The following is a 24,498-nucleotide window of genomic DNA, read 5'->3' as shown; positions in this document are numbered from 1 at the left end:
GATAACTCTTGGGAGGGCGTGGATACCTGTGGACAACCGCACCCCCAAGTTCCGTTCTCCACAAGGGAATCCAGTCAACCGCAGGCCCCGCGCTTGCCCCGTCCCAGGGAGTGAGACACTTTTTATTGACACGCTAGGCAATTCCCCCATAACGCAACGTAAGCCGCGATTCGGAACACGTACGAATAGTGATTCGTGAGGGGCAACCCCGCACCGGTAGCCTTGGCTACGTGATTGACCTTCGCCTGCTCCGTGAGGACCCCGACCGTGTGCGCGCGTCCCAGCGCGCCCGTGGAGAGGACGTCGCGCTCGTCGACTCCCTCCTCTCTGCCGACGAGCGGCGCAGGTCCTCCGGCGTCCGCTTCGACGAGCTGCGCAACGAACAGAAGCAGCTCGGCAAGCTCATCCCCAAGGCCTCCGCCGACGAGAAGGCCGAGCTGCTGAAGAAGGCCGAGCAGCTGAAGGCCGACGTCAAGACCGCCGACGCCGAGCGCGACGCCGCCGACGCCGAGGCCCATGAGCTGCTGCTCAGGCTCGGCAACCTCGTCCACCCCGACGTCCCCGTCGGCGGCGAGGAGGACTTCGTCACCCTTGAGGAGCACGGCACGATCCGTGACTTCGGCGCCGAGGGCTTCGAGCCCAAGGACCACCTGGAGCTGGGCCAGCTGCTCGGCGCGATCGACGTCGAGCGCGGCGCCAAGGTCTCCGGCTCCCGCTTCTACTTCCTGACCGGCGTCGGCGCCCTGCTGGAGCTGGCGCTCGTCAACGCGGCGATCGCCCAGGCCACTGAGGCCGGCTTCACGCCGATGCTGACCCCGGCGCTGGTCCGCCCGCAGTCCATGGCGGGCACCGGCTTCCTCGGCCAGGCGGCCCAGGACGTCTACCACCTCGACAAGGACGACCTCTACCTGGTCGGCACGTCCGAGGTGCCCCTCGCCGCGTACCACATGGACGAGATCATCGACGCCGAGCGCCTCCCGCTGCGCTACGCCGGCTTCTCGCCCTGCTTCCGCCGCGAGGCCGGTTCGCACGGCAAGGACACCAAGGGCATCTTCCGCGTCCACCAGTTCGACAAGGTGGAGATGTTCTCCTACGTCGCCCCCGAGGACTCGGAGGCGGAGCACCAGCGGCTGCTGGCCTGGGAGAAGCAGTGGCTGACCTCGCTTGAACTGCCGTTCCGCGTCATCGACGTCGCCACCGGTGACCTCGGCGCCTCGGCCGCCCGCAAGTTCGACTGCGAGGCGTGGATCCCGACGCAGGGCAAGTACCGCGAGCTGACGTCGACGTCGGACTGCACCGAGTTCCAGTCCCGCCGGCTGTCGATCCGGGTCCGCGACGGCAAGCAGGTCAAGCCGCTGGCCACGCTCAACGGCACGCTGTGTGCCGTGCCGCGGACCATCGTGGCGATCCTGGAGAACCACCAGCAGGCCGACGGTTCGGTGTACGTGCCCGAGGTGCTGCGCCCGTACCTGGGCGGCCGGGAGGTCCTGGAGCCGGTGTCCCGGTGAGCTTCCCCTACGGGCTCATCGCCACCGACCTCGACGGGACGCTGCTGCGCTCCGACGAGTCGATCTCGCAGCGCACCCGTGACGCGCTCGCCGCGGCCACCGCGGCGGGCGCCACGCACATCGTCGTCACCGGCCGCGGAGCCCCCTGGACCCGGCACATCCTCGACGACCTCGGCTACGAGGGCCTCGCCGTGTGCGCCCAGGGGGCGCAGGTGTACGACGCCGGGGCGCACCGCCTGCTGACGTCCGTGACACTGGACCGGCAGCTGGCCGGGGTCGCCCTCGCGAAGATCGAGGCCGAGGTCGGCCCGCTGTACCTGGCGGCGAGCCGTGACGGCCTCGACGGCGACGTGCTGGTGGGGCCGGGGTACGCGGTGACGGGCCATCTTCCGTCGACCCCCTTCACGGACGTGGCCGACCTCTGGGCGGCCCCGCTGAACAAGATCTACATACAGCACCCGGATCTGTCCGACGACGAGCTCGCGGAAGCGGCGCGGCAGGCGGCCGGGGGCTTTGTCACGGTGGCCATGGCGGGCGCGGGAATCGTCGAGTTGCTGCCCCTGGGGCTGTCGAAGGCAACGGGTCTCTCGCTGGCCGCGCGCCGGCTGGGCCTCAAGTCCGCCGACACGATCGCCTTCGGCGACATGCCGAACGACATCCCGATGTTCGCCTGGGCGGCTCGGGGCGTGGCCATGGCCAACGCTCATGAGGAACTGAAGGCTGTGGCGGACGAGGTGACGTCCTCCAACGAGGAGGACGGGATCGCGGTGGTGTTGGAGCGTCTGCTCGGCTGAGGTTGTCGGTTGGCTGCGGGTGTGTGGGGGCTGGTCGCGCAGTTCCCCGCGCCCCTGAAGGGGCGCTACAGCCGAGGCTTCCTGAATGTCTTGCGGAGGATGCACGGATCGAACGTGCGCGGGCTTTTCAGGCCCGACCGCGGCTTAGCAAGCCGGTGCCTTACCACTCGGCCAATCCTCCGGGTGGGCGGCCCACGCGAGAGCGACCATCGCGTGCTCGAAGCGGCCGCCCCGGGCAGCTACACGGCGATCCGCCGAAGGCTGCCCTGACGGGAGCGGGACGTACTGTCGTGCATGGACATCGTCCGGCTCCTCTCCCAGATGGTGGGGTGACACAACAACTGTGCCTTTGAGCCGAGTTGGCCGCCACTGATTAAAAAGGGCTCACTGAAGCGCCCCGTCAGGGGCGCGGGGAACTGCGCGACCGGCCCCCACCGCCCCGCAGCCGAAGAACCGCCTACCGGCGCCACCAACGCCGCCGGCCCTTGCTGAAGAACCAACCGGCCGGCGGCTCGTCCGACCGCCACGGCTGCGGCTCGGGTTTCTCGGCCTTCCAGCGAGCTGCCAGCATCCGCGCTCGCGCGGACGGCTCCGCCGCCCCCGCGGACCGTATGAACTCCTCGTCCAGCACCACGCCGTCCCAGTCTGCGTCGGCGTCCCGGAAACCCTCAGCCATCCCCGTTCCTCTCCACAGAACATCCCCTTTGCCCAGTGTGCCGGGACCCGGATGAAGCCCCCGTCAATAAAGCGGGCGTCTACTCCTCGCCCGCCAGCGTCAGCGAGCGCAGCTTCTGGCCGGCGTACCAGGTGGCCAGGACGGTCACCGCGACCAGCAGCACCGTGCCCGTCGTCAGGGAGACGTCGGACGTGACCAGTTCGCCGCCGGTCACCTTGTGGGCGACCGCCAGGGACCACTGCTGGACGCTCAGCGTCCGTGCGCCGGGGACCAGGGAGCCGAACAGGGCCTCCCAGACCAGGGCGTAGACGAGCCCGAAGACCACCGCGTGCCGGGACACCGTCCCGAGGAGCAGGAAGAGCGCGGCGTAGGCGATGGAGGCGACCAGCGCGGCGACCGTGTAGGCGACGGCGATCTGCTGGCCGTTGCCGTTGAGGATGAAGCCCGCGATCAGGGTCGGCAGGGCGGAGAAGACCATCGTCACGGCGATGGCCACGATCAGCTTGGTGAAGATGATCGTCGGCCGTTTGATCGGCTTGGACAGCAGGTACACCACCGAGCCGTCGTCGATCTCCGGGCCGATCGCACCCGTGCCGGCGATGACGCCGATGATCGGCACCATGGTGGCGAGGGCGAGGCCGCCGAGCAGGTCGGAGGCCGTCTGGTCGTCGGCGCCGGCGAGGCCGCGGACGACGACGGAGATCGCGATCAGCAACAGCGGCAGGGCGCCCAGGATGAGGGCCCGGCGGCGGCCGAGAAGGGCTCGGTAGGTGAGCCGGGCGACTGTGGGGTCGTACATCTTGGGCCTCCTACGCCGCGACCAGGTACGAGAACACGGATTCGAGGGACTCGTCGGACGGCGAGACCGTGAGCAGCCGGATGCCGTGGTCGCGGGCGACCTTGGGCAGCAGGGCGGTGAAGCGGCCGAAGTCGACGGCCTGGATGCGCAGCGCGCCCTCGGCCAGGTCGACTTCGATGCCCGAGGTGGAGGGGTCGGCGATGAGGGCGGCCGCGAGGGCGCGGTCGTCGCTGGAGCGGACCAGGTAGCGGTGCGGGCGGTCGGTCATCAGGCGGCGGATCTTGCGGAAGTCGCCGCTGGCCGCGTGCCGTCCGGCGACCACGACCTCGATGTGCCAGGCGAGTTGCTCGACCTCTTCGAGGATGTGGGACGAGAAGAGGACGGTACGGCCCTCGTCGCCCATGCGGCGCAGCAGGTCCATGAGCTGCATGCGCTGGCGCGGGTCCATGCCGTTGAAGGGCTCGTCGAGGAGGAGCAGGGACGGCTCGTGGACCAGGGCGGACGCCATCTTCACGCGCTGGCGCATGCCCTTGGAGTACGTCGAGATCTTGCGGTCCTGCGCGTACTCCATCTCGACCGTGGCGAGCGCCTTCTGGGCCGCCTTGGCGCCGAGGCCCTGCAACTCGGCGTTGGCGACGACGAATTCGCGGCCGGTGAGGAAGTCGTACATCGCCTCGCGCTCGGGGACGATGCCGATGTGCTTGTAGATGGCCTCGTTGCGCCAGGTCGGCTTGCCGTCGAGGGTGACCGTGCCGGTGGAGGGGGCGAGGAAGCCGCCCATCATGTTGATGAGGGTGGACTTTCCGGCGCCGTTGGGGCCGAGGAGACCGGTGACGCCGGGGCCGATGGTCATGGTGATGTCGTTGACGGCGACCACGTTGCCGAACCAGCGGGAGACGTGGTCGATGGAGAGCGTGGTCACAGTCCCACCTTCTTGTAGCGGCGCAGCAGAAGGCCGTAGCTCGCGGCGATGAGGCCGAGGACGACGAGCAGGTACACCGCGCCCTGGGCGTGGGAGGGTCCGTCGCCGCCCGGGAAGGTGTTGGTGCCGCCGAGCAGGGCGGTGCTCAGGCCGCCGATCAGCGTGACCGGCGAGAACAGGCCGATCCAGGGGATGGCGCTGGTGCTGCCCTGGGAGTCGGCGATGGCCTGGAGGGTGGAGACCGCGCCGTAGGAGATGGTCAGTACGGCGATCACGGCGGCGATGCCGAAGCCGCGGCGCGGGGTGATCGACGCGATGACCAGGCCGATGCCGGCGAAGAGGAGGGACAGCAGGGCCACCGAGAGCAGTCCCTGGCCGAACCCCTTGGTCTGGTGGGCGAAGTCCATCTTGGAGAGCAGGGCGCCGATGTACAGCACGGCCAGCGGGGCGGCGGTGAGGACGAACATCGCGGAGGCCAGGGCCGCGAACTTGGCCTGGACGTAGTCGGCGGTCTCGATGGGCCGCGAGAAGTACAGCGGGATGGTCTTGAAGCGCAGGTCGCGGGAGACGGCCTGGGGTGCCTGTGAGGCGACGTACAGGCTGATGACGGCCTGCATGATGATCGCGTACCGGGTGTAGGGCACCGGCAGGTCGTGTGCCTTGGTGGCGACGGCGACGGCGACCATGATGGCCGCCGGCACGCACATCACCGCGAACAGCAGCATCGGCAGCACCTTGGACTTCACCGAGCGGCCGAGGCCGTAGGAGCCGCGCAGGGTCTGCGAGTAGAGGGACAGGCGGGCGTACGCGCGGCCGAGGCGGGGGCCGTCGTAGCCGCGGTAGCCGATGTCGTGGATTCGGGACTGGTCACCCGCGGGGGTGGCCAGAGGCTGCTCAACCGCCATGGACGGTCGCCTCCTTCCGCTGCTCGTCGGCGCTGGTGAAGACCTCGGAGATGTGGTGCCGGCGCTGCTCCATGCGCACCAGGCCGAGACCCAGGTCGGCGACGACGTCGCGGACGAGGTCGTACGTGTCCTCGCCCTGGGCGGTGAGCAGCAGGATGTGGCCGGCGCCGGGCAGGCCGCCGCCCTCGTTGTCCGTCTCCACCCCGCGCGCGTGGAGCGCGTCGCGCACCGCGCGGGTGCCGTCGGGGTGCTCGTCGCTGTCGCTGACCTCGATGGCGAGGGTCGTCGTGGACTGCGTGAAGTCGGTGGTGGAGCTGGACCGCAGCAGCTTGCCGCCGTCGACGACGACCACGTGGTCGCAGGTGCGTTCCAGTTCGCCGAGCAGGTGCGAGGTGACCAGGACCGAGATGCCGAAGTCGGTGTGGATACGGCGGATCAGGCCGAGCATGTCGTCACGGCCGACCGGGTCGAGGCCGTTGGTCGGCTCGTCGAGGAAGACCAGCTGCGGGTCGTGCACCAGGGCCTGGGCCAGCTTGACGCGCTGCTTCATGCCGGTCGAGTAGCCGCCGATGGGCCGGTACCGCTCCTCGTAGAGCCCGACGTGGCGCAGGGTGTCGGCGGTGCGCTCGCGGGCGGCGGCGGGCGGCAGGCCGGACATGCGGGCCATGTGCACGACGAACTCGGTGGCCGAGACGTCGGGCGGCAGGCAGTCGTGCTCCGGCATGTAGCCCACGCGCTCGCGGATGGCGGCGCCCTTGGTCGCGACGTCGAGGCCGAGCACTTCGGCGCGGCCCTCGGTCGCGGGGGACAGACCCAGCAGGATCTTGATCAAGGTGGACTTGCCGGCGCCGTTGGCTCCGACGAGTCCGGTCACACCGGGTCCGATGTCCACGGACAGCCGGTCGAGCGCGGTCACCCGGGGGAACCGCTTGCTCAGGCTTTCGGTCGCGATCACAGTCACGTCATAGAAGGTAGTGACCCGGACCACTCCGGTCGTCAGACCTTGGAGCCGTCTTCGCGTCAGCCTCGAGTATTACGGGGCCCTAGGGGAACCCCTGCCTGAGAGCTACGCAGAGTTATCCACAGGCCTCATCCCTCCTATTGACGTTCCCTCTAACAACTGTCACATTCACCAGTGTCAAGTTACGGGCACGTACCGCAGTCGACGGAGACGGGGCGGATCGGGTGACGACGGCAGTGCAGGAAGAACGTTCGGCGGAGCTCCAGGGTTTCCGTCGGGTGCAGCGGCTCGCCTACGAGTGCGCGGAGGCGGTCGCGGCCCGGCTGGAGCCGGGGATCACCGAGCGCGAGGCGGCCCGGATGCAGCGCGAGTGGCTGCGCGCGCGGGGCGTGCGGGACTGGTTCCACCTCCCCTTCGCCTGGTTCGGCGACCGCACGGCGTTCACGGACTTCCGCGTACCGCTGCAGTTCTTCCCGACCGACCGCCGGCTGGCGCCCGGGATGCCGTTCATCCTGGACCTGGCCCCGGTGTACGAGGGCTGCACGGCCGACATCGGCTACTCCGGCTCCCTCGGGCCCAACCCCGTGCAGGACCGGCTGATGGCCGACCTGGAGGCGCACCGGGAGCTGATCCTGCGCGAGGTGCGCGAGCGGCGCCCGCTGCGCGAGATCTACCAGGACGTGGACCGCCTCATGGTCCGCCAGGGCTACGCCAACCGGCATCGCGCGTACCCCTTCGGCGTGATCGCCCACAAGGTGGACCGGGTGAAGCAGCGCCGCTGGTCACCGCACCTCTTCGGGTTCGGCACCCAGTCCCTGAAGGGCCTCGCGGCCGACGCGCTGCACGGCCACCGCGAGGGCTGGTCGCCCCTGTGGTCGCCGTACCGCTTCTCCGACCACCCGCCCCGGCCGGGCCTGTGGGCGGTCGAACCGCACCTCGGTTTCCGGGGCACGGGCGCCAAGTTCGAGGAGATCCTCGTGGTCACCGACTCCCGGGACCCCGAGCAGAGCGCCTTCTGGCTGGACGACGATCTGCCGCACGTGCGGCGCTGGGCGGAGGACAAGTGACCGGCATCGAAGGCGCGCGCGAGCGGCGGGTGCGGACGGGCGGCGTCGACCTGTGCGTGGCGGAGCTGGGCGACCCGGCGGCCCCGACGGTCGTCCTCGTCCACGGCTACCCGGACAGCAAGGAGGTCTGGACCGAGGTCGCGACCCGCCTCGCCGACCGCTTCCACGTCGTCCTCTACGACGTCCGCGGCCACGGCCGCTCCACCGCCCCCCAGCCCCTGCGCGGCGGCTTCACCCTCGCCAAACTCACGGACGACTTCCTGGCGGTGATCGACGAGGTCAGCCCGGACCGCCCGGTGCACCTGGTCGGCCACGACTGGGGCTCGGTGCAGTCCTGGGAGTTCGTCACGGTGGGGCGCACCGAGGGCCGTATCGCCTCCTTCACGTCGATGTCCGGACCGTCCCTGGACCACTTCGGGCACTGGATCAACGCGCGCGTGCAGCGCCCGACACCCCGCCGGGTGGGCCAGCTCCTCGGGCAGGGCGCCAAGTCCTGGTACGTGTACCTGCTGCACACCCCCGCCCTCCCCGAACTGGCCTGGCGCGGCCCCCTGGGCAAGGCCTGGCCGAGGATCCTCCAGCGGGCCGAGAGGCTCCCCGCGGGGGACTACCCGACCTCCTCCCTGCCCTCCGACGCGGCACACGGCGCCTGGCTGTACCGCGACAACGTACGGGCCCGGCTGCGCCGCCCGCGCGAGGACGCGTACGCCCACGCGCCCGTGCAGCTCATCACGCCCCTCGGCGACGCGTTCCTCTCCGAGCGGCTGTACGACGACCTGGAGCGCTGGGTGCCCCGGCTCACCCGCCGCACCCTGCCCGACAAGCACTGGATCCCGCGCACGCGCCCGGACCAGGTGGCGTCCTGGATCGAGGAGTTCGTGAGGTCGGTGGAGGACGGCCGGAGCTCGGAGCCGAAGCCCGCCGGCCGCCACGCCCAGCGGTTCGGGGGCCAGCTGGTCCTGGTCACGGGTGCGGGCAGCGGGATCGGGCGGGCGACGGCGTTCGCGTTCGCGGAGGCGGGCGCGCGGGTGGTGGCGGTGGACCGGGACGCGGAGGCCGCCGCGCGCACCGCCGAGTTGTCCCGGCTGATCGGAGCGGCCGATGCCTGGCCCGAGACGGCGGACGTCTCCGACGAGCAGGCCATGGAGAAGCTCGCGGAGAAGGTCCATCGCGAGTACGGGGTACTGGACGTACTGGTCAACAACGCGGGCATCGGTCTGTCGGGGTCCTTCTTCACGACGACGACCGAGGACTGGCGGCGGGTCCTGGACGTCAACCTCTGGGGCGTGATCCACGGGTGCCGCCTGTTCGGGGCCCGGATGGCGGAACGCGCCCAGGGCGGCCACATCGTGAACGTGGCGTCGGCCGCCGCGTACCAGCCCTCCCGCGCCCTGCCGGCCTACAGCACCTCCAAGGCGGCGGTCCTGATGCTGTCCGAGTGCCTGCGCGCCGAACTCGCCTCCCAGCGCATCGGGGTGACGGCGATCTGCCCCGGGCTCATCAACACCAACATCACCTCCACGGCCCGCTTCACGGGGGTCGACGAGGAGGAGGAACGACGCCGTCAGCAGCGGTCGGCACGGCTGTACGGCATGCGCAACTACCCACCGGAGAAGGTTGCTTCGGCGATCCTGGAGGCGGTGGAACACAACCGCGCGGTAGTCCCGGTGACGCCGGAGGCGAGGGGCGCGCGGTGGCTTTCGCGGGTGGCGCCGGGGGTTCTGCGCCGAATTGCGAGAGTGGAACCGAAGTTGTAGAAGGTCGTGGTCCAACTGCGGGTGCGTGGGTGCTGGTCGCGCAGTTCCTCCCCCAGCCTTCGGCCGGGGGTACCCCCAGCGCCCCTTACGGGGCACGTCGTAGCTGCGGGCAGGCGTGCCGCGGGGCGGCACGGGTGGGCGCAGCGGCACCCTGCCAGCGCCGGTAAGCGTCCCCACCCCCGGCCCCCAACCCCGGTCACCAGCCAAGGAACCCCACATGACCGACCCCCCGGCCACCCCCGCCTACCGCATAGAGGACCTGGCCCACCACTCCCGCACCACCGTCCGGACCATCCGCGCCTACCAGGACAAGGGTCTCCTCCCCCGCCCCGAACGCCAGGGCCCCGCCAACCTCTACTCCGACGCCCACCTCACCCGCCTCCGCCAGATCGCCGACCTCCTCGCCCGCGGCTACACCCTCGCCTCCATCAGGGAGTTGCTCGACGCCTGGGACACCGGCCGCGGCCTGGCCGGCGTCCTGGGACTGGTCACCGAGGCCGAGGGCCCCTGGACCGACGAGGAACCGGTGCGCCTGTCCCGCGCCGAACTCGACGCCCGCTTCGGCGGCACCCCCGACGACACGGCCGTCGCCGAGGCCGTGGCACTCGGCGTACTGGAACCGGTGGACGGCGACCCCGGCTCCTTCCTCGTCCCGAGCCCTCAGGAGCTCGCCGTGGCAGCGGAGTTGTACGCAGCGGGCGTCCCTCTCTCCGCGATCTCCGGGCACCTGCGGGAGTTGAGGGTGCAGGTCGAGCACATCGCGGCCCGTTTCCTGGAGTTCACCACCGAGCACGTCTTCGCCCGCTACCTCGACGACCCGGACCACCGCACCGACGCCGGCGCGGCCGAAGGGCCTCGCTCGTCCGCCGGCTGCGCCCCCTGGCCCAGCAGACGGTGGACGCCGAACTGGCCCGTGCCATGCGCCTGTTCGCGACCCGTGAGGTGCGCCGTCGACTCGGTGCGGGGGAACAGCCGAAACCCCCGGACGAGATGCGTTCCGTGTCCCTTCCCACCGACACGATTCAGGCCGTACGACGGCTCGTTGGCCCGGAACGCATCGCCGAGTTCATCGCGATCGCCGCCGAACGCGAGGTACGGGCCCGGCGGTTGGACGAGCTCACCACACATCACAACCCTGTTAACGATCTTGACGAAACACCGTGAAATGCCCAGCACTTGTCCACAACTCGGCCAATTTCCTTGTGGATAACCGCACTTGGTTGTGGATCAAACCTGCGGCGAAAAATATCTGCGTGATCCGCGTCTCGCCCTGCACTCTGATGGCATGAACGCAAGACACAACGAAGGAGCACAGGACGAGCGGCGCACCGTGAAGGTGTCGAAGTACCTCTCGAAACACCTGCGCCACCAGCCCGAACGCATCGGGCTCAGCCTGGACGAGGCGGGCTGGGTGGAGATCGACACGCTGCTCGCGGCGGCAGCGGCGCACGGTTTCCCGGTCACCCGCGAGGAACTGGACCACGTCGTCGCCGCCAACGACAAGCAGCGGTTCGCGATCGACGGCACCCGGATCCGCGCCAGCCAGGGCCACAGCATCGACGTCGACCTCGGACTGCCCCCGGCGACCCCGCCGCCGTATCTGTACCACGGCACCGTCGCGAGGAATCTGGACGCGATCCGGAGCGAGGGCCTCAGGCCGATGAACAGGCACGACGTGCATCTGTCGGCGGACCGGGAGACCGCGACGCGGGTCGGTGCCCGGCGCGGGCGCCCCGTGGTGCTGTCGGTCGACGCGGGCGCGATGCACCGGGACGGGCACGTCTTCCACATCAGCGCGAACGGGGTGTGGCTGACCCAGGCCGTGCCGCCGCGCTACCTGCGCTTCCCCGAGCCGCACTGACCCCGGCATCATGAGTGGTATGGACCATTCGGAGTACCAGGGGCACGGGGAACACCTTCCGACCACCGAGGCGGCCGTCGGCGCGCTCCACGCGATCGCCGCCGAACACGGACGCGAGATCGAGGTCACGCACGACATCGGCGCCGACCAGACCTCGCGGCGCAGCGCCGCGGGCTTCGGTGTCACCACGGACCCCGACGGGTCGCTGCCGCACGAGGCGTACGCCGAGTTCGGCGGCCTGCCCCGGGTGAGCGTGCGGCTCTTCCCGGAAGACGACGCGCTGATCACCGTCGAGGGCGTGGCGTTCCACGACGTCCCGCGCGACGACGTGCCCGCCTTCCTGCACTCCGTCTTCGGCGGCCTGGCCCATGTCCGGGCCCGCCGCTTCCCGCCCGCGGCCACCCTGGTCGTGCCGCTGGCCGGGGACCGCACGTACAAGGAGCACCTCGCCGCGCACCTGCTCACGCCGTGGCTGAGCAGCCGCATACGGTGACCGTTTCGTCCGCTGTCGGCGGGTCCCCTTAGTCTCGGACCCATGAGTCTGCGTCTGAGCACCGTGATCCTCCCGTACCGCCGCTGGAGCGAGGGCGGCCGTGCCGCCTGGACGCGCGCGGAGGAGCTGGGCTTCCACACCGCGTACACGTACGACCACCTGTCCTGGCGCAGCTTCCGGGACGGCCCGTGGTTCGGTGCGATACCGACGCTGACCGCGGCCGCCTCCGTCACCGACCGGATGCGGCTGGGCACGCTGGTCACCTCAGTCAAGCCTTTTTCACCTATCGCAGCCTGACCTGCAACAACACGATTGGCGGCGGTTGCCGGTGGGGGTGCTCTGCCGGGACTGCTCGACGAGGATGCAATCGCAGGGTCGAATTCGAGCGCGTTGCCACGAGCGGTAGCTCAGAGCTGGGCACGCCCCCAGGCACGAGCTGGTTTACCCTGCGCCCGATCTTGCGATCCACCGTGCGACACCTTCGAAGGCGTTGAGTGCCTGCATGTCATAGGGGCCGAAGAAGTCCTGACAGTCACGGCCGAGGCGGTTGTACAGGGCTGCGGCCCCTCGTGTGTCGCCCGACTGGCCGGTGAGTTCGGCGTGCTCCACGCGTGTCTCGATCACTGCCTGGTCATCCGGTCCGAACCGGAGTTCCAGTTCGAAGATACGGCGATCCAGTAGCCGGATGCGCTCCGAATGGCGAGTGTCGCTGTCCACAGCGTCAGACAGCTCTGCCCGTCCGCTCGCATCAGCCAGGTCCTCAACCCCCAGGGCATTCTGGATATCTCTCATCACCTCCGCAACCGCCTCGGCGCTTCGCGGGCGATATGCCGGGTCCTTGGCCAGAAGAATCCGGACGATGGAGTCGAGTTGATCGGGCACGCCTGGGCGGTGGGCGCTCGGAGGTGCCGGCGAATCGTCCTGGTGCATCCTGCCCACGGTCATGGGGTCGTCCTGAGGGCTGCCGAAGGGTGGGCGCCCAGTCAGCATCTCGTACAGGACGCAGCCCACGGAGTACAGGTCGCTGCGCACGCTGCCAGGGTTGTCGTTCCACCGCTCCGGTGCCTTGTACAGCGGGGTGCCCACGCCCGTGTGGGACTGGGTGACATCGGCGAAGGACGCCAGCCCAAAGTCCACGATCTTCACCTCGCCCTGGTTCGTGATCATGATGTTGTCGGGCTTGATGTCGTGGTGGAGCACCTTGCGTGAGTGCGCAGCTTCGAGGCCCTCACAGATTTCGCGTGTCCACCGAACGGTTCGCTCAAGTGTGAGGGTGGGTCCTGTCTTCAAATAGCTGGTGAGCGACTTGCCTTGGATGTACTCCATGACGATGTAGAGCTCGCCGTCATGTTCGCCAGTGTCATAGATGTGTGCGACATGAGGATGATTGACCCGAGCCATCGCAAAGCCCTCGCGCTCGAACCTTCTCACCGTCCAATCAGTGAATTCCGTGAGGGCTCCCTGTTGACGGAGGCGTCGTCGTGCGAGGAACTTCAGGGCCACGGTGCGGCCCAGCTTCGTGTCCTCGGCTGGCCACACGTCGCCCATGGCACCACTGACCGGGCCATCCTTCACCTTGAAACGGTCGCCAATCAGTTTGGAGGTGTCCATCCAGTCCCTTTTCTACTCTCTGACCGGGTCGCCTCGTCCGGTGATCAGTTCTGCTTGTAGTGCCCTCCCCATTGGGTGAGGGAAGTCAGTTGCCCCATTGCCTCGCGCCATTCCTCGAAAAAATCCTCGCACTGGCGTAACGCCTTGGCCAACGTCGCGACAGCCTCGTGTCGCAATCGGTTGCCCTGATCGCGTACGTGCTTCTTGCGGAGCGGAACGCTCCAGATCTCCCAAATCGGCCACGTGAACATGCAGATCGTGAGCAGGGCGAATATCCACCGTGACACGCCGTCGATGAACGGCACCACGAGTGCTCCGGTGAAGGCACCTACCACCAGGGCTGCAACCACGCGGGGCCATCTACGCACCACAGCGTCCGACTGGACCTGGGTCTGTTGCTCGATGTGCGTGGTGAGTTCATCGACAAGCGGCCCAGGCTCCACCACCATCAACCGTGGGTCCGTCGCAACGGTGCAGGACCAACCTGCGACGTTCAACGTGATATGACGCGGAAGGCGATGCTGGGAGGCGTTGACGAATTGCTGCGCGGCGTTCTCCAAGCCCGGCCAAATAGCACGTAAGGCCATGCGTCGAGCCGGCTGGCCGAGCCGCACTTCGTCCGGCTCGAAAACGGCTTGGTCGAGAAGCGTCATGAGTGCGACCGGGGCGGCGTCGGGCGTGAGTGACGACTCATGTGCCCTGCCGGCTGCCTCAAGGTCTCCCTCATGTTCGATGACGCGCTCAAGCCGCCGCATCTTCTCGCGCATCTCGGCTTCGTCCGGCTCGAGTTGGTCGATGAGGCGTTCCAAGGCACTCTCTACGTGGCCGCCGTTACTGACCGGCGTGTCGACTTCGTCGGCTCCGTCCGGGAACACACGTCTGAGGTAGGCCAAGGTCCTGTCGGGCACGGTCGCGAGTTCCCAACCGCCCCGGAGTACCTCCCACTGGTCTCCGCAGGTCTCGCGTAGAGCTGTGTACTGATTCTTGGCAATGCGGCTGCGCAGGTTCAGCAGTCGGGATTCCAGGTGAGTGCCACCGAGCATGTCGGGGGTTGTGTACGCGCCGATCGAGAGGGGCGAGCTGCCTCGGTTCCATCGCGCCATGGCCTGCTGGGCGTATCCGAGCGCCTTCTCACCCAGTTCCTTGCTCGCGATCGCTTCCAGGACGACGAGGAAGTCCTGCCCTAGTTCGTCGGGGTCGAGTGACTGAAGATAGAGGTCCATCCATGCGGCGGCTTCGGTCTCGTCTCCGAGGCGAGAACATGTCAACGAGAAGAAGAGGTTGGCCTTGGCGGCGTCCAAGGCACAGGCGTGTGCGCGGGCACGCCCACCCTGCTCCTCCTCGTTCCGGAACTTCGCTGCGACCGCCATGGTGGCAGGCGCAAGCCAGTAGGTCGGTTCGAGGAGCAGCCGCTCCTCGGAGCAGGCTCGTACGGTGGCTGTGTTCACCACGTTTCTGTAGACGGCTTGGGCAGTGAGAGTGTGTACCAGACCGCGGGCCAGGGCACGGGTCTGCTTGCGCTGTGCGAAGTTCGCATGCCACTCGGTCGTCAGGCGAGACAGGTCGGCCTGGGCCTTGGATACCTCTCGGTCGCGTCCGTATTGTGCGATGAAGGTGTCGAGGGTCTGGCGTGTGTCGGTGACCGCGCTTTCCAGCTCTCCGATCTCCTGACGTACATCGGTGACGGCGCTGCTGAGCCTCACGACGTCAGCTTGTACACCATGCAGACCTTCCCTGAAACCGTCCAGTTTCTTCTCGTGACGCCCTTGCCCCTCCTCTACGCCTTCGATCCGTTCGCCGAGTCGGTGTAATGCCGAGTCCGGCTCAAACATGTCTTCCATAGCATCCCCCGAGGTCATCGCCGCGCGCGGTGCGTGCCTGCTCATTGTCGACTCCACCTCGACGTTCGGCAGGCAACTGGCTTGATTTGCACCAGTATTGAGCTATTCCAGCCATTGTCAGTGGGGGGTGGCAGTATGACGTGTCACGTGACCAGCCGACCGGACGGGGAAGCCCCTTGCGTGAGATCGTTTACTTGTCGGAGAGCAAGCTGCGGCAGTTCGTGGCTGAGCCGCGACGTGTCCCGCGTACAGGTACTCTCCGCGTGACCACGCCGCTTGGCGGTATCGACATGGACGCGCCAGCGGCAGACTTAGAACAAGGGCAGTTGCGGCACCTGCGCGACGTATACAAGCATGTTGAGCTCGTGGCGGATTGGTACGCGGCGCCTGACCTGCGTGCCGGTCAGTGGGTGCAGTTCGAAGCGCCGCTTCGCTGCATAACGCTCAGCGGTGCCCACCAAGATCTCGTACTGTTCGTGGACCCAGCAGGCCGAAGCGGAACGGACCCTGGAGCTGACGGAGGCTGCCGTCTGCTCATGCACGGGTCGGTCCGGCATCTAAGGGGCTGGACCCCGATGTCGGTGGACGGTCCCGCGTTGGAGATGGAGAACTCGATCTCTAGCCTGGGAACTGCATTCGTCACCAGGGCCGGCCAGGTCGTAGAGGCGCTCACGAGCCACCGCGATCCGCTGCCTCCGGATCAGACTCCATCCCGGACGGCCGTGCGTCTGCATGGCCGGGGCGTGCAGGAGCTGCTAGACGCGCTGGACGATGAGGACAACAGCATCGATATGTCCGCGACGATGACCGGGTACGCGCGTGTCACAGGGCTTCTTCCAAGCACCGGTGCCAACCCTCGGTGCGTAGTGGCGAGCCCCCTCGTTGTGGAGTACGCGACAGCCGACTCTCCGCGGGTTCCCGTGTGATTCCACGGCAACTTCGCGTGCCAGGAGCTCCAACCACGATGTCAGCGAAGTGACTGCTGGGCCTTCGCTACGAACACTTGCAGTGCGTCTATTAGTCGAGTTGCTTGAGCGCTTCGGTGGCGATGCGCTGGAAGACGGCTCGGTCGGAGGCGAAGTCGGAGTCGGGGATCGGCCAGTGGATCACGATCTCGGTGAAGCCGAGGTCGCGGTGACGGCCGGCGAAGTCGACGAAGGCGTCCACGGACTCCAGCGGGCGGTTGCGGTCCGGGGTGAAGCCGGTGAGCAGGACCTTCTCCGCCATGTCCCGGCCGCTCTCCGCGCACGCCTTGCCTAGCTTCTCGATCTGGCCGCGCAGCGCCTCCACCGACTGCTCCGGGGTCCCTGTCTCGTACAGCTTCGGGTCGCCGGTCGTCACCCACGCCTGCCCGTACCGCGCTGCCAGCTTCAGCCCGCGCGGCCCGGTCGCCGCAACCGCGAACGGCAGCCGCGGGCGCTGGACGCAGCCGGGGATGTTCCGGGCCTCGTCAGCCGAGTAGAACGTGCCCTGCTCCGACACCGCGTCCTCCATGAGCAGCCGGTCGAGTAGTGGCACGAACTCGCCGAACCGGTCCGCCCTCTCCTTCGGCGTCCACGCCTCCTGGCCGAGCGCGGTGGCGTCGAAGCCGTTGCCGCCCGCGCCGATGCCGAGCGTGATCCGGCCGCCCGAGATGTCGTCGAGCGAGATCAGCTCCTTGGCGAGCGTCACAGGGTGCCTGAAATTAGGCGACGTAACGAGCGTGCCGAGGCGCATGCGCTCGGTCGCGGTGGCGGCTGCGGTGAGAGTTGGCAGCGCGCCGAACCACGGGCCGTCGCGGAAGGTCCGCCAGGACAGGTGGTCGTAGGTGTACGCGGCATGGAAGCCGAGTTCCTCGGCGTGCTGCCACTTGGCGCGGCCCCCCTCGTGCCAGTGGTCGACGGGAAGGATCACGGTGCTCAGGCGCAGGCTCATAACACCGAGCCTACGTGGGACTCAGGGTGTCCCCTTCTGACTCCGGAGTGTGACGATCTCACGCTTCGATCAGGGCTTCCTAGCTGCGGCGATCCGGTCTGGTGCGCGGTCGGCGGCACCTGACAGACCCGCCCGGCACCCCATATGAGTCCATGGAGTGATGGTGCAACTGGGGCCAAGGGGTGCGACGGGTGGTGGGCCATGGAGGAAGCGACACGGGCGCTGACCAGGGACGTCGGGGTGAGACGTCTTGCCGCCGGTGACTCCATGGAAGATCTGACCGCCTTGCTTCACCGCTCGTATGCCGATCATGCTGCGGCCGGCCGACTCTTCTTCGGCTCGTACCAGTCAGTGCGGGACACCGCGCACCGCGTGGGCAGCGGCGAGTGCTGGCTCGCCGTCCGGGGCGGGGAACTGGTGGGGTCGGTGACAGTGGCGGCTCCGTACTCCGTCCCCGAGGGATACCCCGCTCCGGTGGGGGCGGGGTCGTTCTGGCAGCTGGCGGTGGATCCGGCGTACCGGGGTGCGGGGCTGGGCCAGCGCCTTCTGGCCTTGGCGGAGGAACGTATCGTCGCGCTCGGATCCGCACAGGCGGTGATCGACACATCTGCCCAGGCGGTCGACCTGATCGGCTGGTACCGCAGGCGTGGCTACTCGCCGGTCGGGTCCTGGCGGTGGGGCGTGACGAACTACGAGAGTGTCGTGCTCCTGAAGGAACTGGTGTCGGGCGGACGCGGTGGGTGAGGTGGCGTGCCGGTGCCGCGTACGGCGGCACCGGCAGGCGGGTGCTACTGGTCCAGGACCCGGGCGGCGTCCTGGGCGGCGATGGTGAGGGCCTCGTCGAGGGCTTCGGCGCGGCGTCCTCCGGCACTGGCGACGGGGCCCTTGCCGCCGGCTCCGCCGCCGACGGTGCGCGCGGCCGGGATGAGGATCCGGCTGGCCTCGGTGCCGGTGTCGTGGAGGCTGGGGGTGACCGCGGCGGCCAGGAGGGCTTTGCCGTCGCGCTCGGTGCCGAGGACGACGACGGCATGGCCGGCGTCGAGGAGGCCGGCGGTGCGGTGGGCCAGTGTGCGGAGTTCGTCCGGGCCGAGTCCCGTCACCTTCTCGGTGACCACCCGGCCGCCGGAGACGGTGCGGGCGGAGGCGGCGAGCTGCTGGGCGCGGCTTCGCAGCTCGGCCTCGCGGAGGCGGCCGAGTTCCCGCTCGGCGGCGCTGAGGGCGTCGAGGCGCTTGCGGAGGGCGTCAGGCGCGTTCTGGGGGCGGGTGCCGAGGAGGCCGGAGAGTTCTTCGAGGAGGCGGCGCTCGGTGTCGTAGTAGTTCAGGGCGTCGCGGCCGGTGAGGGCTTCGATGCGACGGAGGTTGGAGCCGATGGAGGCTTCGCCGACGATGCGGACGGGGCCAGCGTTGGAACCGTGACCGATGTGGGTGCCACCGCAGAGCTCGCGGGAGAAGTCGCCGATATCGACGATGCGGACGTGGTCGCCGTACTTCTCCCCGAACAGGGCGGTCGCTCCGGCGGCCTCGGCTTCGGCACGCGAGGCGTGCCAGACGCGCACTTTGGGGTCGTCGAGGAGGCGGTCGTTGACAAGGGTCTCGATGGCGGCCAGCTGGGGGCGCTCGACGGAGGAGAAGTGGGCGAAGTCGAAGCGGAGGCGACCGGCGTCGACGAGAGAGCCGTGCTGGCGGGCGTGGTCGCCGAGGGTGCGGCGGAGCATGGCGTGCAGCACGTGGGTGGCGGAGTGGGAGCGGGCGACGGCCTCGCGGCGGGCGCCGTCCACGAGGGCTTCGACCTGCTCACCGGCCCGGATCTCGCCTTCGACGACGCGCACGGTGTGCACGTGGAAGCCCTCCAGGCCGGGCTTGGTGTCCAAGACCTCCAAGAGCGTGCCGCCCGAGGTGCGGATGGTGCCGGTGTCGCCGACCTGGCCGCCGGATTCGGCGTAGAACGGGCTGCGGTCCAGGACCAGTTCGAGCATGCTGCCCTCGTCGGCACCCGGCACGACGGTGCTGTCGGAGATGAGGCCGAGGACGGTGGCTTCGGCGTCGAGGTGGTCGTAGCCGACGAAGTCGGTACGGCCGTGGCGGGCGGACAGCTCCCGGTAGGCGTCCTGGCGCCGGAGCGCCTCGGCGGTCTTGGCCTTGCCGCCGGCCTTGGCGCGCTGTTGCTGCTCGGCGAGCAGGTCGGCGAAGCGGTCCTCGTCGACGGTCAGGCCGGCGTCGCGGGCGGCTTCGACGGTCAGCTCGACGGGGAAGCCGAACGTGTCGTGCAGTTCGAAGGCGGTGTCCCCGGCCAGGGTGGTGGACCGGCTCTCGCGGCTGCGGGTGATGGCGGCGTCAAGGAGCCGGGTGCCCTGAGCGAGGGTGCGGGTGAACGACTCCTCTTCGGCGGTGACGACCTGCTCGATGAGGGTGGCCTGCTCGGTCAGCTCGGGCCAGATGTCGCCGAGGTTCGCGATGACGCTGGCGGTCGCCGGGGCCAGGACGGCCCGGTCGATGCCGAGCAGGCGGGCGTGGCGGATCGCGCGGCGCATCAGGCGGCGCAGGATGTAGCCGCGGCCGTCCTTGGCGGGCAGGACTCCGTCGGCGATCAGGTAGGCGATGGAGCGGGCGTGCTCGGTGACGACCTGGAAGGAGACCTTCTCCTCGCCGCTGCCGGGGTAGTCGCGGCCGGCGAGTTCCTGGACGGTCGTGAGGGTGGGCCTCAGCAGGTCGGTGCCGCAGACGTTCTCGACGTCCTGGAGGATCGCGGCGAGGCGGTCGAGGCCGAGGCCGGTGTCGATGCTCTGCTGCGCGAGGTCGCCGAGAAGGGGGAAGCCGCCCTTCTTGTCGCCTTCGCCGCGCTGGTACTGCATGAAGACGAGGTTCCAGATTTCCACGTAGCGCTCGCCGTCGACGGCCGGTCCGCCTTCGCGACCGAAGGCGGGGCCCCGGTCGTAATTGACCTCCGAACAGGGGCCGCAGGGGCCGGGAACGCCCATCGACCAGAAGTTGTCCTCCATGCCCAGGCGCTGGATGCGCTCGGCGGGGACGCCGATCTTGCGCCAGAGCTGCTCGGCCTCGTCATCGTCCTGGTAGACAGTGATCCAGAGGCGGTCCTTCTCCAGGTTGTAGCCCTGGGTGAGGAGTTCCCAGGCGAAATCGATGGCGTCGGCCTTGAAGTAGTCGCCGAAGGAGAAGTTGCCCATCATCTCGAAGAACGTGGCGTGCCGGTTCGTACGGCCGACGTTGTCGATGTCAGAGGTGCGGGCGCACTTCTGGATGGTGGTGGCGCGCGGGTACTCGGGGGTGGCCTCGCCCAGGAAGTACGGCTTGAACTGGTTCATGCCGGCGTTGGCGAGGAGCAGGGTCGGGTCGGAGGAGATGAGCGGGCTGGACGGAACGTGGCGGTGGCCGCGCGAGGTGAAGAAGTCCAGGAAGGTGGAGCGGATCTGCGTCGAGCGCATGACGGTGTGGCCCTCACGGAAGAGTCTGGGAAGAGGTGGGGTGTTCACACGCCGAGCCGGGCCGAGAACGGGGACTGAGGGGTTCTCAGTTCTCCAGCTCGACGCAGATAGCTCGCGCCCCCACGGTGTAGACCATGACTCCAGATCCGTCGTTTGAGGTGGCGCAGCCGACATCGGACGCAACGGACCGCTGCGACTGCGCCACCAACCGTAGCGGGTCTGGAGTCAAGATCGCTTGGATTACGTGCCCTGCCGCCCGGTGCCTGTCAGGGACAGGAGCGTCCCGGCGAGGTCGTCGGCTCGGGGGAGTACGAGGACGGCGCCGGCCCGGGTGAGTGCGGACGGGTCGGAGAAACCCCAGCCGGAGCCGATCGGGGTCACGCCGGCCGCTCGGGCCGCGTGCATGTCGGACTCCATGTCCCCGACGAACATGGAGTCGCCGGGCGACACGCCCAGCTTGCCGAGGGCGAGCAGGAGGCCGTCCGGCGCGGGCTTGGGCACTGCGTCCTCGTAGCAGACGACGACGCCGACCAGATCGAGGATGCCGGGCGGCAGAAGCCAGTTGACCCACCGGCGGCTTCGCAGGGTCACGATGCCGGTGCCGACATCGGCGGCGCGGAGCGCGGAAAGCGTGTCGGCGACGAACGGGAACACCGCGGCGGTGAGGGTGGCGGTGGCCGTCGCCGCGTCCCAGCCGTCCTCGCTGATCACTCCGGCGTATCCGAGTTCGGTGAGTACGTGCTCGCGCGGGGTTGTCGCGGCCTCGGCCGGCAGGTCGGCGACAGTGACGCGCCGGCCGAGAGCGGAGGTCGCGAAGCCCGCCAGGGTGGCGAGTTGGGCGTGGCGGCTGTCGACGAGGACGCCGTCGAGGTCAAACAGGACAGCCCGCTTCACTCGCCCTCGTCCTTCCGGGGCGTGGGCAGGTCGGCCTCGGTGAGCAGGGAGTGGAGCGTCACACGGTGCTCGGCCAGCAGTGCTCGGCCGCCGAGCGGGCGTTCAAGGACGCACAGGGCGTCGGTGACCGGTGCGCCGGCGATCCGCAGGGTACGGGCCATGGCGAGCAGCTGACCGCCGGAGCGGACCACGTCGTCGACGAGGACGGCCCGACGGCCGTCGAGGGCAGCACCTTCGATCTGCCGGCGGGAGCCGTACCTCTTGGGACAGCGGCGCAGGAAGACGGCGGGCAGGCCAGTGGCGGCGGACAGTGCGACGACGAGGGGGACGCCGCCGAGCTCGATGCCGGCAAGGAGCTGGGCGCCACTGGGGACGAGGGCGGCAATGGCGGCGGCTGTGTCGCGCAGGAGGGCGGGATCGGCGGCCAGGCGGTACTCGTCGAAGTAGCTGGTGAGCCTGGCGCCGTCGGCGAGGTGGAACGGGGCCGTGACGCAGGCGGTTTCGGCGAGCCGGACCGTGAGGTCGGGCAAGCGCGTGCTGGTGGTCATGCTCCTCCGATCGGTGCGGTGTTGAGCGTGGCGAGTCGGGTGCGGAAGGCGTCGGCGGAATCGGCGGTGCTGAGGAAGCCGAGGGGCCGGGTCGGGGTCTCATACAGCCACTTCTCCTCGCGCAGGAAGGCGAGCAGGCGCAGTGCGGCGGGCCCGGCGAGGCAGATCGATACGGATCGGATGGTGGTCGCGTAGTAGATGGCGGCGGTCAGCTCGTGCAGGGTGCCGACGCCTCCGCCCATCGCGACGACGAGCTGGGCGTGGTCCAGGTAGTGGTTGAGCCGGGTGCCGAGGTCGGGAAGGTGGACGGAGGTGGTGGCGTGCGGGTTGAACGCGCCCCATTCGTCGTGCTTGCTGATCAGGGTCACTGCGGTGACCAGGGCTCCTTCGGACGAAGCCCCGCGCGCGGCGGCCTCCATCAGGCCGTTGTAGCCGCCGTGCAGGAGGGCGTACCCGGCCTGGGCCAGGGCCCGGCCGATCTCCTCGGCCAGCCTCTCCTCCTCGCCGGACGCGGGGCGAACCCCGCCGAAGAAGACGGCGGTCAGGCCCTCGCGGGCCCGGTTGGCGGCCGGGCCCGCGAGGCAGAGCGCGTTCACATCAGCTCCAGGTACGCGCGATACGCGGCGATCGCGTTCTCCAGCCCGCTCAGCGCCTCGGGGCAGGCCCGTTCGACCAGGGCGAGCGTCCGCTCGACGGCCGCGTCGACATCGGCGGCGAGGGGGACGGCCGGTCCGCTGATCGCCGTCTCCAGGTCGCCGAGGCAGGTCCGGCCGATCGGCGTGATGGCGATCTCCTCGCGCAGCTGGTACCAGCCCCAGAACCGCGAGGTGGGGGCCAGGGCGGTCTTGATCAGGTCCTTCGTCGCGGTGTGGAGACGGTGCCACTCGGAGTACGCGATGAACCGCTGGCCCCGCTTGATGCGCTTGTGCAGCAGCACGGCCAGCACCAGGTGCTCGATGAGTAGCTCGGCGCAGGTGCGGGGCTGGGCGAAGAACTCGGCCGCGAATCGCTCGGCGACGGCGGCCTCCTCGGTGGTGGTGGGTGCCGGCTCGCGGTCGAGGAGTAAGGCGGTGGCGACCGTCGCCCGAAGGCGTGGGATGCGCGCGGCAGGCGCGAGGTAGAGGTCGATCTGATGCAGGTGCCCGTCGTCGGGGACGAGGAAAACCATTCCGACGCCGCCGAGGTCGGCGACGATCGTGTCGCGCCACCCGGGCAGCAGGGCACCGGCCTCGATGGACATCAGGTCGTCCAGGGCCTCGACGAACGCGGGCAGTTCGGCGTCCTGTACCCCGACGACGAAGTCGACGTCCGAGAGGCGGTCGGCGGTGCCGTGGGCCAGCGATCCGCGGACCATCAGGTGCGTGACGGCCGGCGAGGCGGCCAGGATGTCGGCGAGCCGGGACAGCAGAGGGAGCTGGGACGGGCGGTTGGCGAAGGTGAGTGCGGCCAGCTGCAAGGTGGGCACGTGCGTCCTCCGATCGGATTTCGGCGGGTGGCCGGCGGGCGGTCGGGTGGTCGGGTGGTCAGGCCGTGAGCGCAAGGAGGCGGCGCTTCGCCGACGCCCAGCGCGCGGCGGCCTCCTCGTCGCCGAGCGAGGTGTGCAGCTCGGCGATCAGGTCGTAGACCGCGCCCTCGGGCAGGGCGTAGGCGTAGAAGAGCCGCAGCAGCATCCGCTCGGCCGCTGCTGTGTAGCCGAGGCCGGCCATGCCGCGGGCGGCCTGGAGCCGCTCGGCGAGCATCGCCTGGTCGGCCGAGGGCAGCGGCTCGGCGGAGCCGGGGTGGAGCGTGGGCCGGCGGGCGAGGCGCCGGTAAGCGTCGTCGGCGTACACGTCGGCGATCAGGTGGATCCGGTCCGGGCCGAGCAGGTTGCACACCCCGTGTGCGTACGTCGGCGTCAGCCGCCAGATCCGCCCGCCGGTCATGTGCACCTTGGTGCCGCCGGTGACGAGGAACGCCGACGTGTTGGTGTGCAGGGGGACGTGCAGCCGGTGCCGCTCGACCTGGTCGAGCTCGTCGTAGTCGCGGTGCTCCCACAGGAAGGCGTTGGCCTCCAGCCGGGCGAGCCGCACCCACATGTAGTTCAGGCCCAGTTCGGCCAGCAGAGCGGCGGTAGCCGGCATCTGCGACAGCAGGTCGGTCGGCCTGGCCGCGCAGTCGCCGATCGTCACGTCGGAGGCGTCGCCGGACGCGTTCATCAGCGACGTCGTCCACCAACCCCCCGACTGGTAGGCGCCGTACTCCGCCTTCCAGGGCGCCCGGGCCGTCAGGGCCTCGTGGCGCATCCGCTCCAGCTGAGCGGAGTCGACGGCGTCGAGCTGGGCAATCTGCCCGGCAACGGCGGTCAAGGTGTCCATCGGTTCCCTCCCGTCGCCGGCCCGCCCGTGAACGGGCCGGCGGGCACGTGGTGCTGGATGGGGTGATCGGCCGGAGCCGCCGAGACAGCTCCCGGTCTCACGCTTCGCTGCCAGCGGTGCACGCACAGCGAAGTGGGCGTTCAGCATGGG

Annotated in this window: 22 protein-coding genes, 1 tRNA gene and 2 pseudogenes; 10 read left to right on the top strand and 15 right to left on the bottom strand. The window is 69.4% G+C overall.

Going from position 1 to position 24,498, the window contains the following annotated elements; translation table 11 throughout:
- Window positions 1–230 precede the first annotated feature (230 nt).
- Window positions 231–1,508 (top strand): serine--tRNA ligase, encoded by a 1,278-nt coding sequence (serS, locus tag SSP29_RS12000; RefSeq protein WP_089100536.1) that lies wholly within the window; start codon window positions 231–233, stop codon window positions 1,506–1,508.
- Window positions 1,505–2,302 carry an HAD family hydrolase gene (locus tag SSP29_RS11995; protein WP_089100535.1) on the top strand — a complete coding sequence of 266 codons (798 nt, stop codon included), beginning with the start codon at window positions 1,505–1,507 and terminating at the stop codon, window positions 2,300–2,302. Before serS ends, SSP29_RS11995 begins: the two co-directional genes overlap by 4 nt.
- 93 nt (window positions 2,303–2,395) lie before the next feature.
- Here SSP29_RS11995 and SSP29_RS11990 read toward each other — a convergent pair.
- The 6 genes from SSP29_RS11990 to SSP29_RS11965 all read right to left on the bottom strand — a co-directional run bounded on the left by SSP29_RS11990 (window position 2,396) and on the right by SSP29_RS11965 (window position 6,559).
- Window positions 2,396–2,483: transfer RNA gene (locus tag SSP29_RS11990), tRNA-Ser, on the bottom strand.
- Window positions 2,484–2,759: 276 nt separating this feature from the next.
- On the bottom strand, window positions 2,760–2,978 hold the full coding sequence (locus tag SSP29_RS11985) for an SGM_3592 family protein (protein WP_089100534.1): 219 nt from the start codon (window positions 2,976–2,978) through the stop codon (window positions 2,760–2,762).
- 79 nt (window positions 2,979–3,057) lie between these two features.
- Window positions 3,058–3,777 (bottom strand): ABC transporter permease subunit, encoded by a 720-nt coding sequence (locus SSP29_RS11980; RefSeq protein ID WP_089100533.1) that lies wholly within the window; start codon window positions 3,775–3,777, stop codon window positions 3,058–3,060.
- Between the two features lie 10 nt (window positions 3,778–3,787).
- Window positions 3,788–4,699 (bottom strand): ABC transporter ATP-binding protein, encoded by a 912-nt coding sequence (locus tag SSP29_RS11975; protein ID WP_089100532.1) that lies wholly within the window; start codon window positions 4,697–4,699, stop codon window positions 3,788–3,790.
- The gene (locus SSP29_RS11970) at window positions 4,696–5,604 is read right to left on the bottom strand and encodes an ABC transporter permease subunit (RefSeq protein ID WP_089100531.1); all 909 of its coding nucleotides are present in this window, start codon (window positions 5,602–5,604) and stop codon (window positions 4,696–4,698) included. The genes SSP29_RS11975 and SSP29_RS11970 overlap by 4 nt, the downstream gene beginning before the upstream one ends.
- Window positions 5,594–6,559, bottom strand: a complete 966-nt coding sequence (locus SSP29_RS11965; RefSeq protein ID WP_089100769.1) for an ABC transporter ATP-binding protein — start codon at window positions 6,557–6,559, stop codon at window positions 5,594–5,596. The genes SSP29_RS11970 and SSP29_RS11965 overlap by 11 nt, the downstream gene beginning before the upstream one ends.
- A gap of 230 nt (window positions 6,560–6,789) precedes the next feature.
- Between SSP29_RS11965 and SSP29_RS11960 the strand changes: the two genes are divergently transcribed.
- The 6 genes and pseudogenes from SSP29_RS11960 to SSP29_RS11935 form a co-directional block, all read left to right on the top strand.
- Entirely contained in the window at window positions 6,790–7,632 is an 843-nt protein-coding gene (locus tag SSP29_RS11960) for a M24 family metallopeptidase (RefSeq protein WP_167449902.1), read from the top strand.
- Window positions 7,629–9,389, top strand: coding sequence for an SDR family oxidoreductase (locus SSP29_RS11955; RefSeq protein ID WP_089100529.1), 1,761 nt, complete (start codon window positions 7,629–7,631; stop codon window positions 9,387–9,389). Before SSP29_RS11960 ends, SSP29_RS11955 begins: the two co-directional genes overlap by 4 nt.
- Window positions 9,390–9,606: 217 nt before the next feature.
- Window positions 9,607–10,553, top strand: a pseudogene (locus SSP29_RS11950) (MerR family transcriptional regulator).
- 121 nt (window positions 10,554–10,674) lie between these two features.
- The gene (locus SSP29_RS11945) at window positions 10,675–11,250 is read left to right on the top strand and encodes an RNA 2'-phosphotransferase (protein ID WP_089100528.1); all 576 of its coding nucleotides are present in this window, start codon (window positions 10,675–10,677) and stop codon (window positions 11,248–11,250) included.
- 19 nt (window positions 11,251–11,269) lie between these two features.
- Window positions 11,270–11,743, top strand: a complete 474-nt coding sequence (locus tag SSP29_RS11940) for a hypothetical protein (protein ID WP_089100527.1) — start codon at window positions 11,270–11,272, stop codon at window positions 11,741–11,743.
- Between the two features lie 42 nt (window positions 11,744–11,785).
- Window positions 11,786–12,010: pseudogene (locus SSP29_RS11935) on the top strand (LLM class flavin-dependent oxidoreductase); the annotation flags it as partial.
- A 174-nt stretch (window positions 12,011–12,184) separates the two neighbouring features.
- On the opposite strand, the gene SSP29_RS11930 reads toward SSP29_RS11935, so the two are convergent.
- Both SSP29_RS11930 and SSP29_RS11925 read right to left on the bottom strand, forming a co-directional pair.
- Window positions 12,185–13,354: a serine/threonine-protein kinase gene (locus SSP29_RS11930; protein WP_089100526.1), complete on the bottom strand. Its 1,170-nt coding sequence runs from the start codon at window positions 13,352–13,354 to the stop codon at window positions 12,185–12,187.
- 44 nt (window positions 13,355–13,398) lie between these two features.
- On the bottom strand, window positions 13,399–15,240 hold the full coding sequence (locus SSP29_RS11925; RefSeq protein ID WP_145968878.1) for a hypothetical protein: 1,842 nt from the start codon (window positions 15,238–15,240) through the stop codon (window positions 13,399–13,401).
- Between the two features lie 95 nt (window positions 15,241–15,335).
- Between SSP29_RS11925 and SSP29_RS61170 the strand changes: the two genes are divergently transcribed.
- Entirely contained in the window at window positions 15,336–16,121 is a 786-nt protein-coding gene (locus tag SSP29_RS61170; RefSeq protein ID WP_368669238.1) for an SAVMC3_10250 family protein, read from the top strand.
- Window positions 16,122–16,212: 91 nt separating this feature from the next.
- On the opposite strand, the gene SSP29_RS11910 is transcribed toward SSP29_RS61170, so the two are convergent.
- Window positions 16,213–17,109 carry an LLM class flavin-dependent oxidoreductase gene (locus tag SSP29_RS11910; RefSeq protein WP_089100522.1) on the bottom strand — a complete coding sequence of 299 codons (897 nt, stop codon included), beginning with the start codon at window positions 17,107–17,109 and terminating at the stop codon, window positions 16,213–16,215.
- 201 nt (window positions 17,110–17,310) lie between these two features.
- Between SSP29_RS11910 and SSP29_RS11905 the strand changes: the two genes are divergently transcribed.
- Window positions 17,311–17,853, top strand: coding sequence for a GNAT family N-acetyltransferase (locus SSP29_RS11905; RefSeq protein ID WP_167449901.1), 543 nt, complete (start codon window positions 17,311–17,313; stop codon window positions 17,851–17,853).
- A 44-nt stretch (window positions 17,854–17,897) separates the two neighbouring features.
- On the opposite strand, the gene alaS is transcribed toward SSP29_RS11905, so the two are convergent.
- The 6 genes from alaS to SSP29_RS11875 form a co-directional block, all read right to left on the bottom strand.
- Window positions 17,898–20,552, bottom strand: coding sequence for an alanine--tRNA ligase (gene alaS / locus SSP29_RS11900; protein ID WP_089100520.1), 2,655 nt, complete (start codon window positions 20,550–20,552; stop codon window positions 17,898–17,900).
- A gap of 240 nt (window positions 20,553–20,792) precedes the next feature.
- Entirely contained in the window at window positions 20,793–21,446 is a 654-nt protein-coding gene (locus SSP29_RS11895) for an HAD family hydrolase (protein WP_089100519.1), read from the bottom strand.
- Window positions 21,443–21,994, bottom strand: coding sequence for an orotate phosphoribosyltransferase (locus SSP29_RS11890; RefSeq protein ID WP_089100518.1), 552 nt, complete (start codon window positions 21,992–21,994; stop codon window positions 21,443–21,445). Before SSP29_RS11890 ends, SSP29_RS11895 begins: the two co-directional genes overlap by 4 nt.
- On the bottom strand, window positions 21,991–22,590 hold the full coding sequence (locus SSP29_RS11885; protein ID WP_150133988.1) for an LOG family protein: 600 nt from the start codon (window positions 22,588–22,590) through the stop codon (window positions 21,991–21,993). The genes SSP29_RS11890 and SSP29_RS11885 overlap by 4 nt, the downstream gene beginning before the upstream one ends.
- Complete coding sequence (locus SSP29_RS11880; protein WP_089100517.1) at window positions 22,587–23,459, bottom strand: hypothetical protein; 873 nt, start codon at window positions 23,457–23,459, stop codon at window positions 22,587–22,589. Before SSP29_RS11880 ends, SSP29_RS11885 begins: the two co-directional genes overlap by 4 nt.
- Before the next feature lie 58 nt (window positions 23,460–23,517).
- Complete coding sequence (locus SSP29_RS11875; RefSeq protein ID WP_089100516.1) at window positions 23,518–24,348, bottom strand: aspartyl/asparaginyl beta-hydroxylase domain-containing protein; 831 nt, start codon at window positions 24,346–24,348, stop codon at window positions 23,518–23,520.
- Between the last annotated feature and the right edge of the window lie 150 nt (window positions 24,349–24,498).

Origin of the sequence: Streptomyces hyaluromycini, from assembly GCF_002217755.1 — a bacterium.
GTDB classification, from domain to species: Bacteria; Actinomycetota; Actinomycetes; order Streptomycetales; family Streptomycetaceae; genus Streptomyces; species Streptomyces hyaluromycini.
The sequence above is the reverse complement of the archived record's forward strand: the minus strand, read 5'-3'. Positions and strand labels throughout refer to the sequence as shown.

Coding starts and splice junctions, on each gene's coding strand:
- SSP29_RS11925 (WP_145968878.1), bottom strand. CDS start 15,240: ATGAGCAGGCACGCACCGCGCGCGGCGATGACCTCGGGGGATGCTATG.
- SSP29_RS11910 (WP_089100522.1), bottom strand. CDS start 17,109: ATGAGCCTGCGCCTGAGCACCGTGATCCTTCCCGTCGACCACTGGCAC.
- SSP29_RS11930 (WP_089100526.1), bottom strand. CDS start 13,354: ATGGACACCTCCAAACTGATTGGCGACCGTTTCAAGGTGAAGGATGGC.
- SSP29_RS11970 (WP_089100531.1), bottom strand. CDS start 5,604: ATGGCGGTTGAGCAGCCTCTGGCCACCCCCGCGGGTGACCAGTCCCGA.
- SSP29_RS11945 (WP_089100528.1), top strand. CDS start 10,675: ATGAACGCAAGACACAACGAAGGAGCACAGGACGAGCGGCGCACCGTG.
- SSP29_RS11940 (WP_089100527.1), top strand. CDS start 11,270: ATGGACCATTCGGAGTACCAGGGGCACGGGGAACACCTTCCGACCACC.
- SSP29_RS11875 (WP_089100516.1), bottom strand. CDS start 24,348: ATGGACACCTTGACCGCCGTTGCCGGGCAGATTGCCCAGCTCGACGCC.
- alaS (WP_089100520.1), bottom strand. CDS start 20,552: ATGCGCTCGACGCAGATCCGCTCCACCTTCCTGGACTTCTTCACCTCG.
- SSP29_RS11980 (WP_089100533.1), bottom strand. CDS start 3,777: ATGTACGACCCCACAGTCGCCCGGCTCACCTACCGAGCCCTTCTCGGC.
- SSP29_RS11905 (WP_167449901.1), top strand. CDS start 17,311: ATGGAGGAAGCGACACGGGCGCTGACCAGGGACGTCGGGGTGAGACGT.
- SSP29_RS11890 (WP_089100518.1), bottom strand. CDS start 21,994: ATGACCACCAGCACGCGCTTGCCCGACCTCACGGTCCGGCTCGCCGAA.
- SSP29_RS11985 (WP_089100534.1), bottom strand. CDS start 2,978: ATGGCTGAGGGTTTCCGGGACGCCGACGCAGACTGGGACGGCGTGGTG.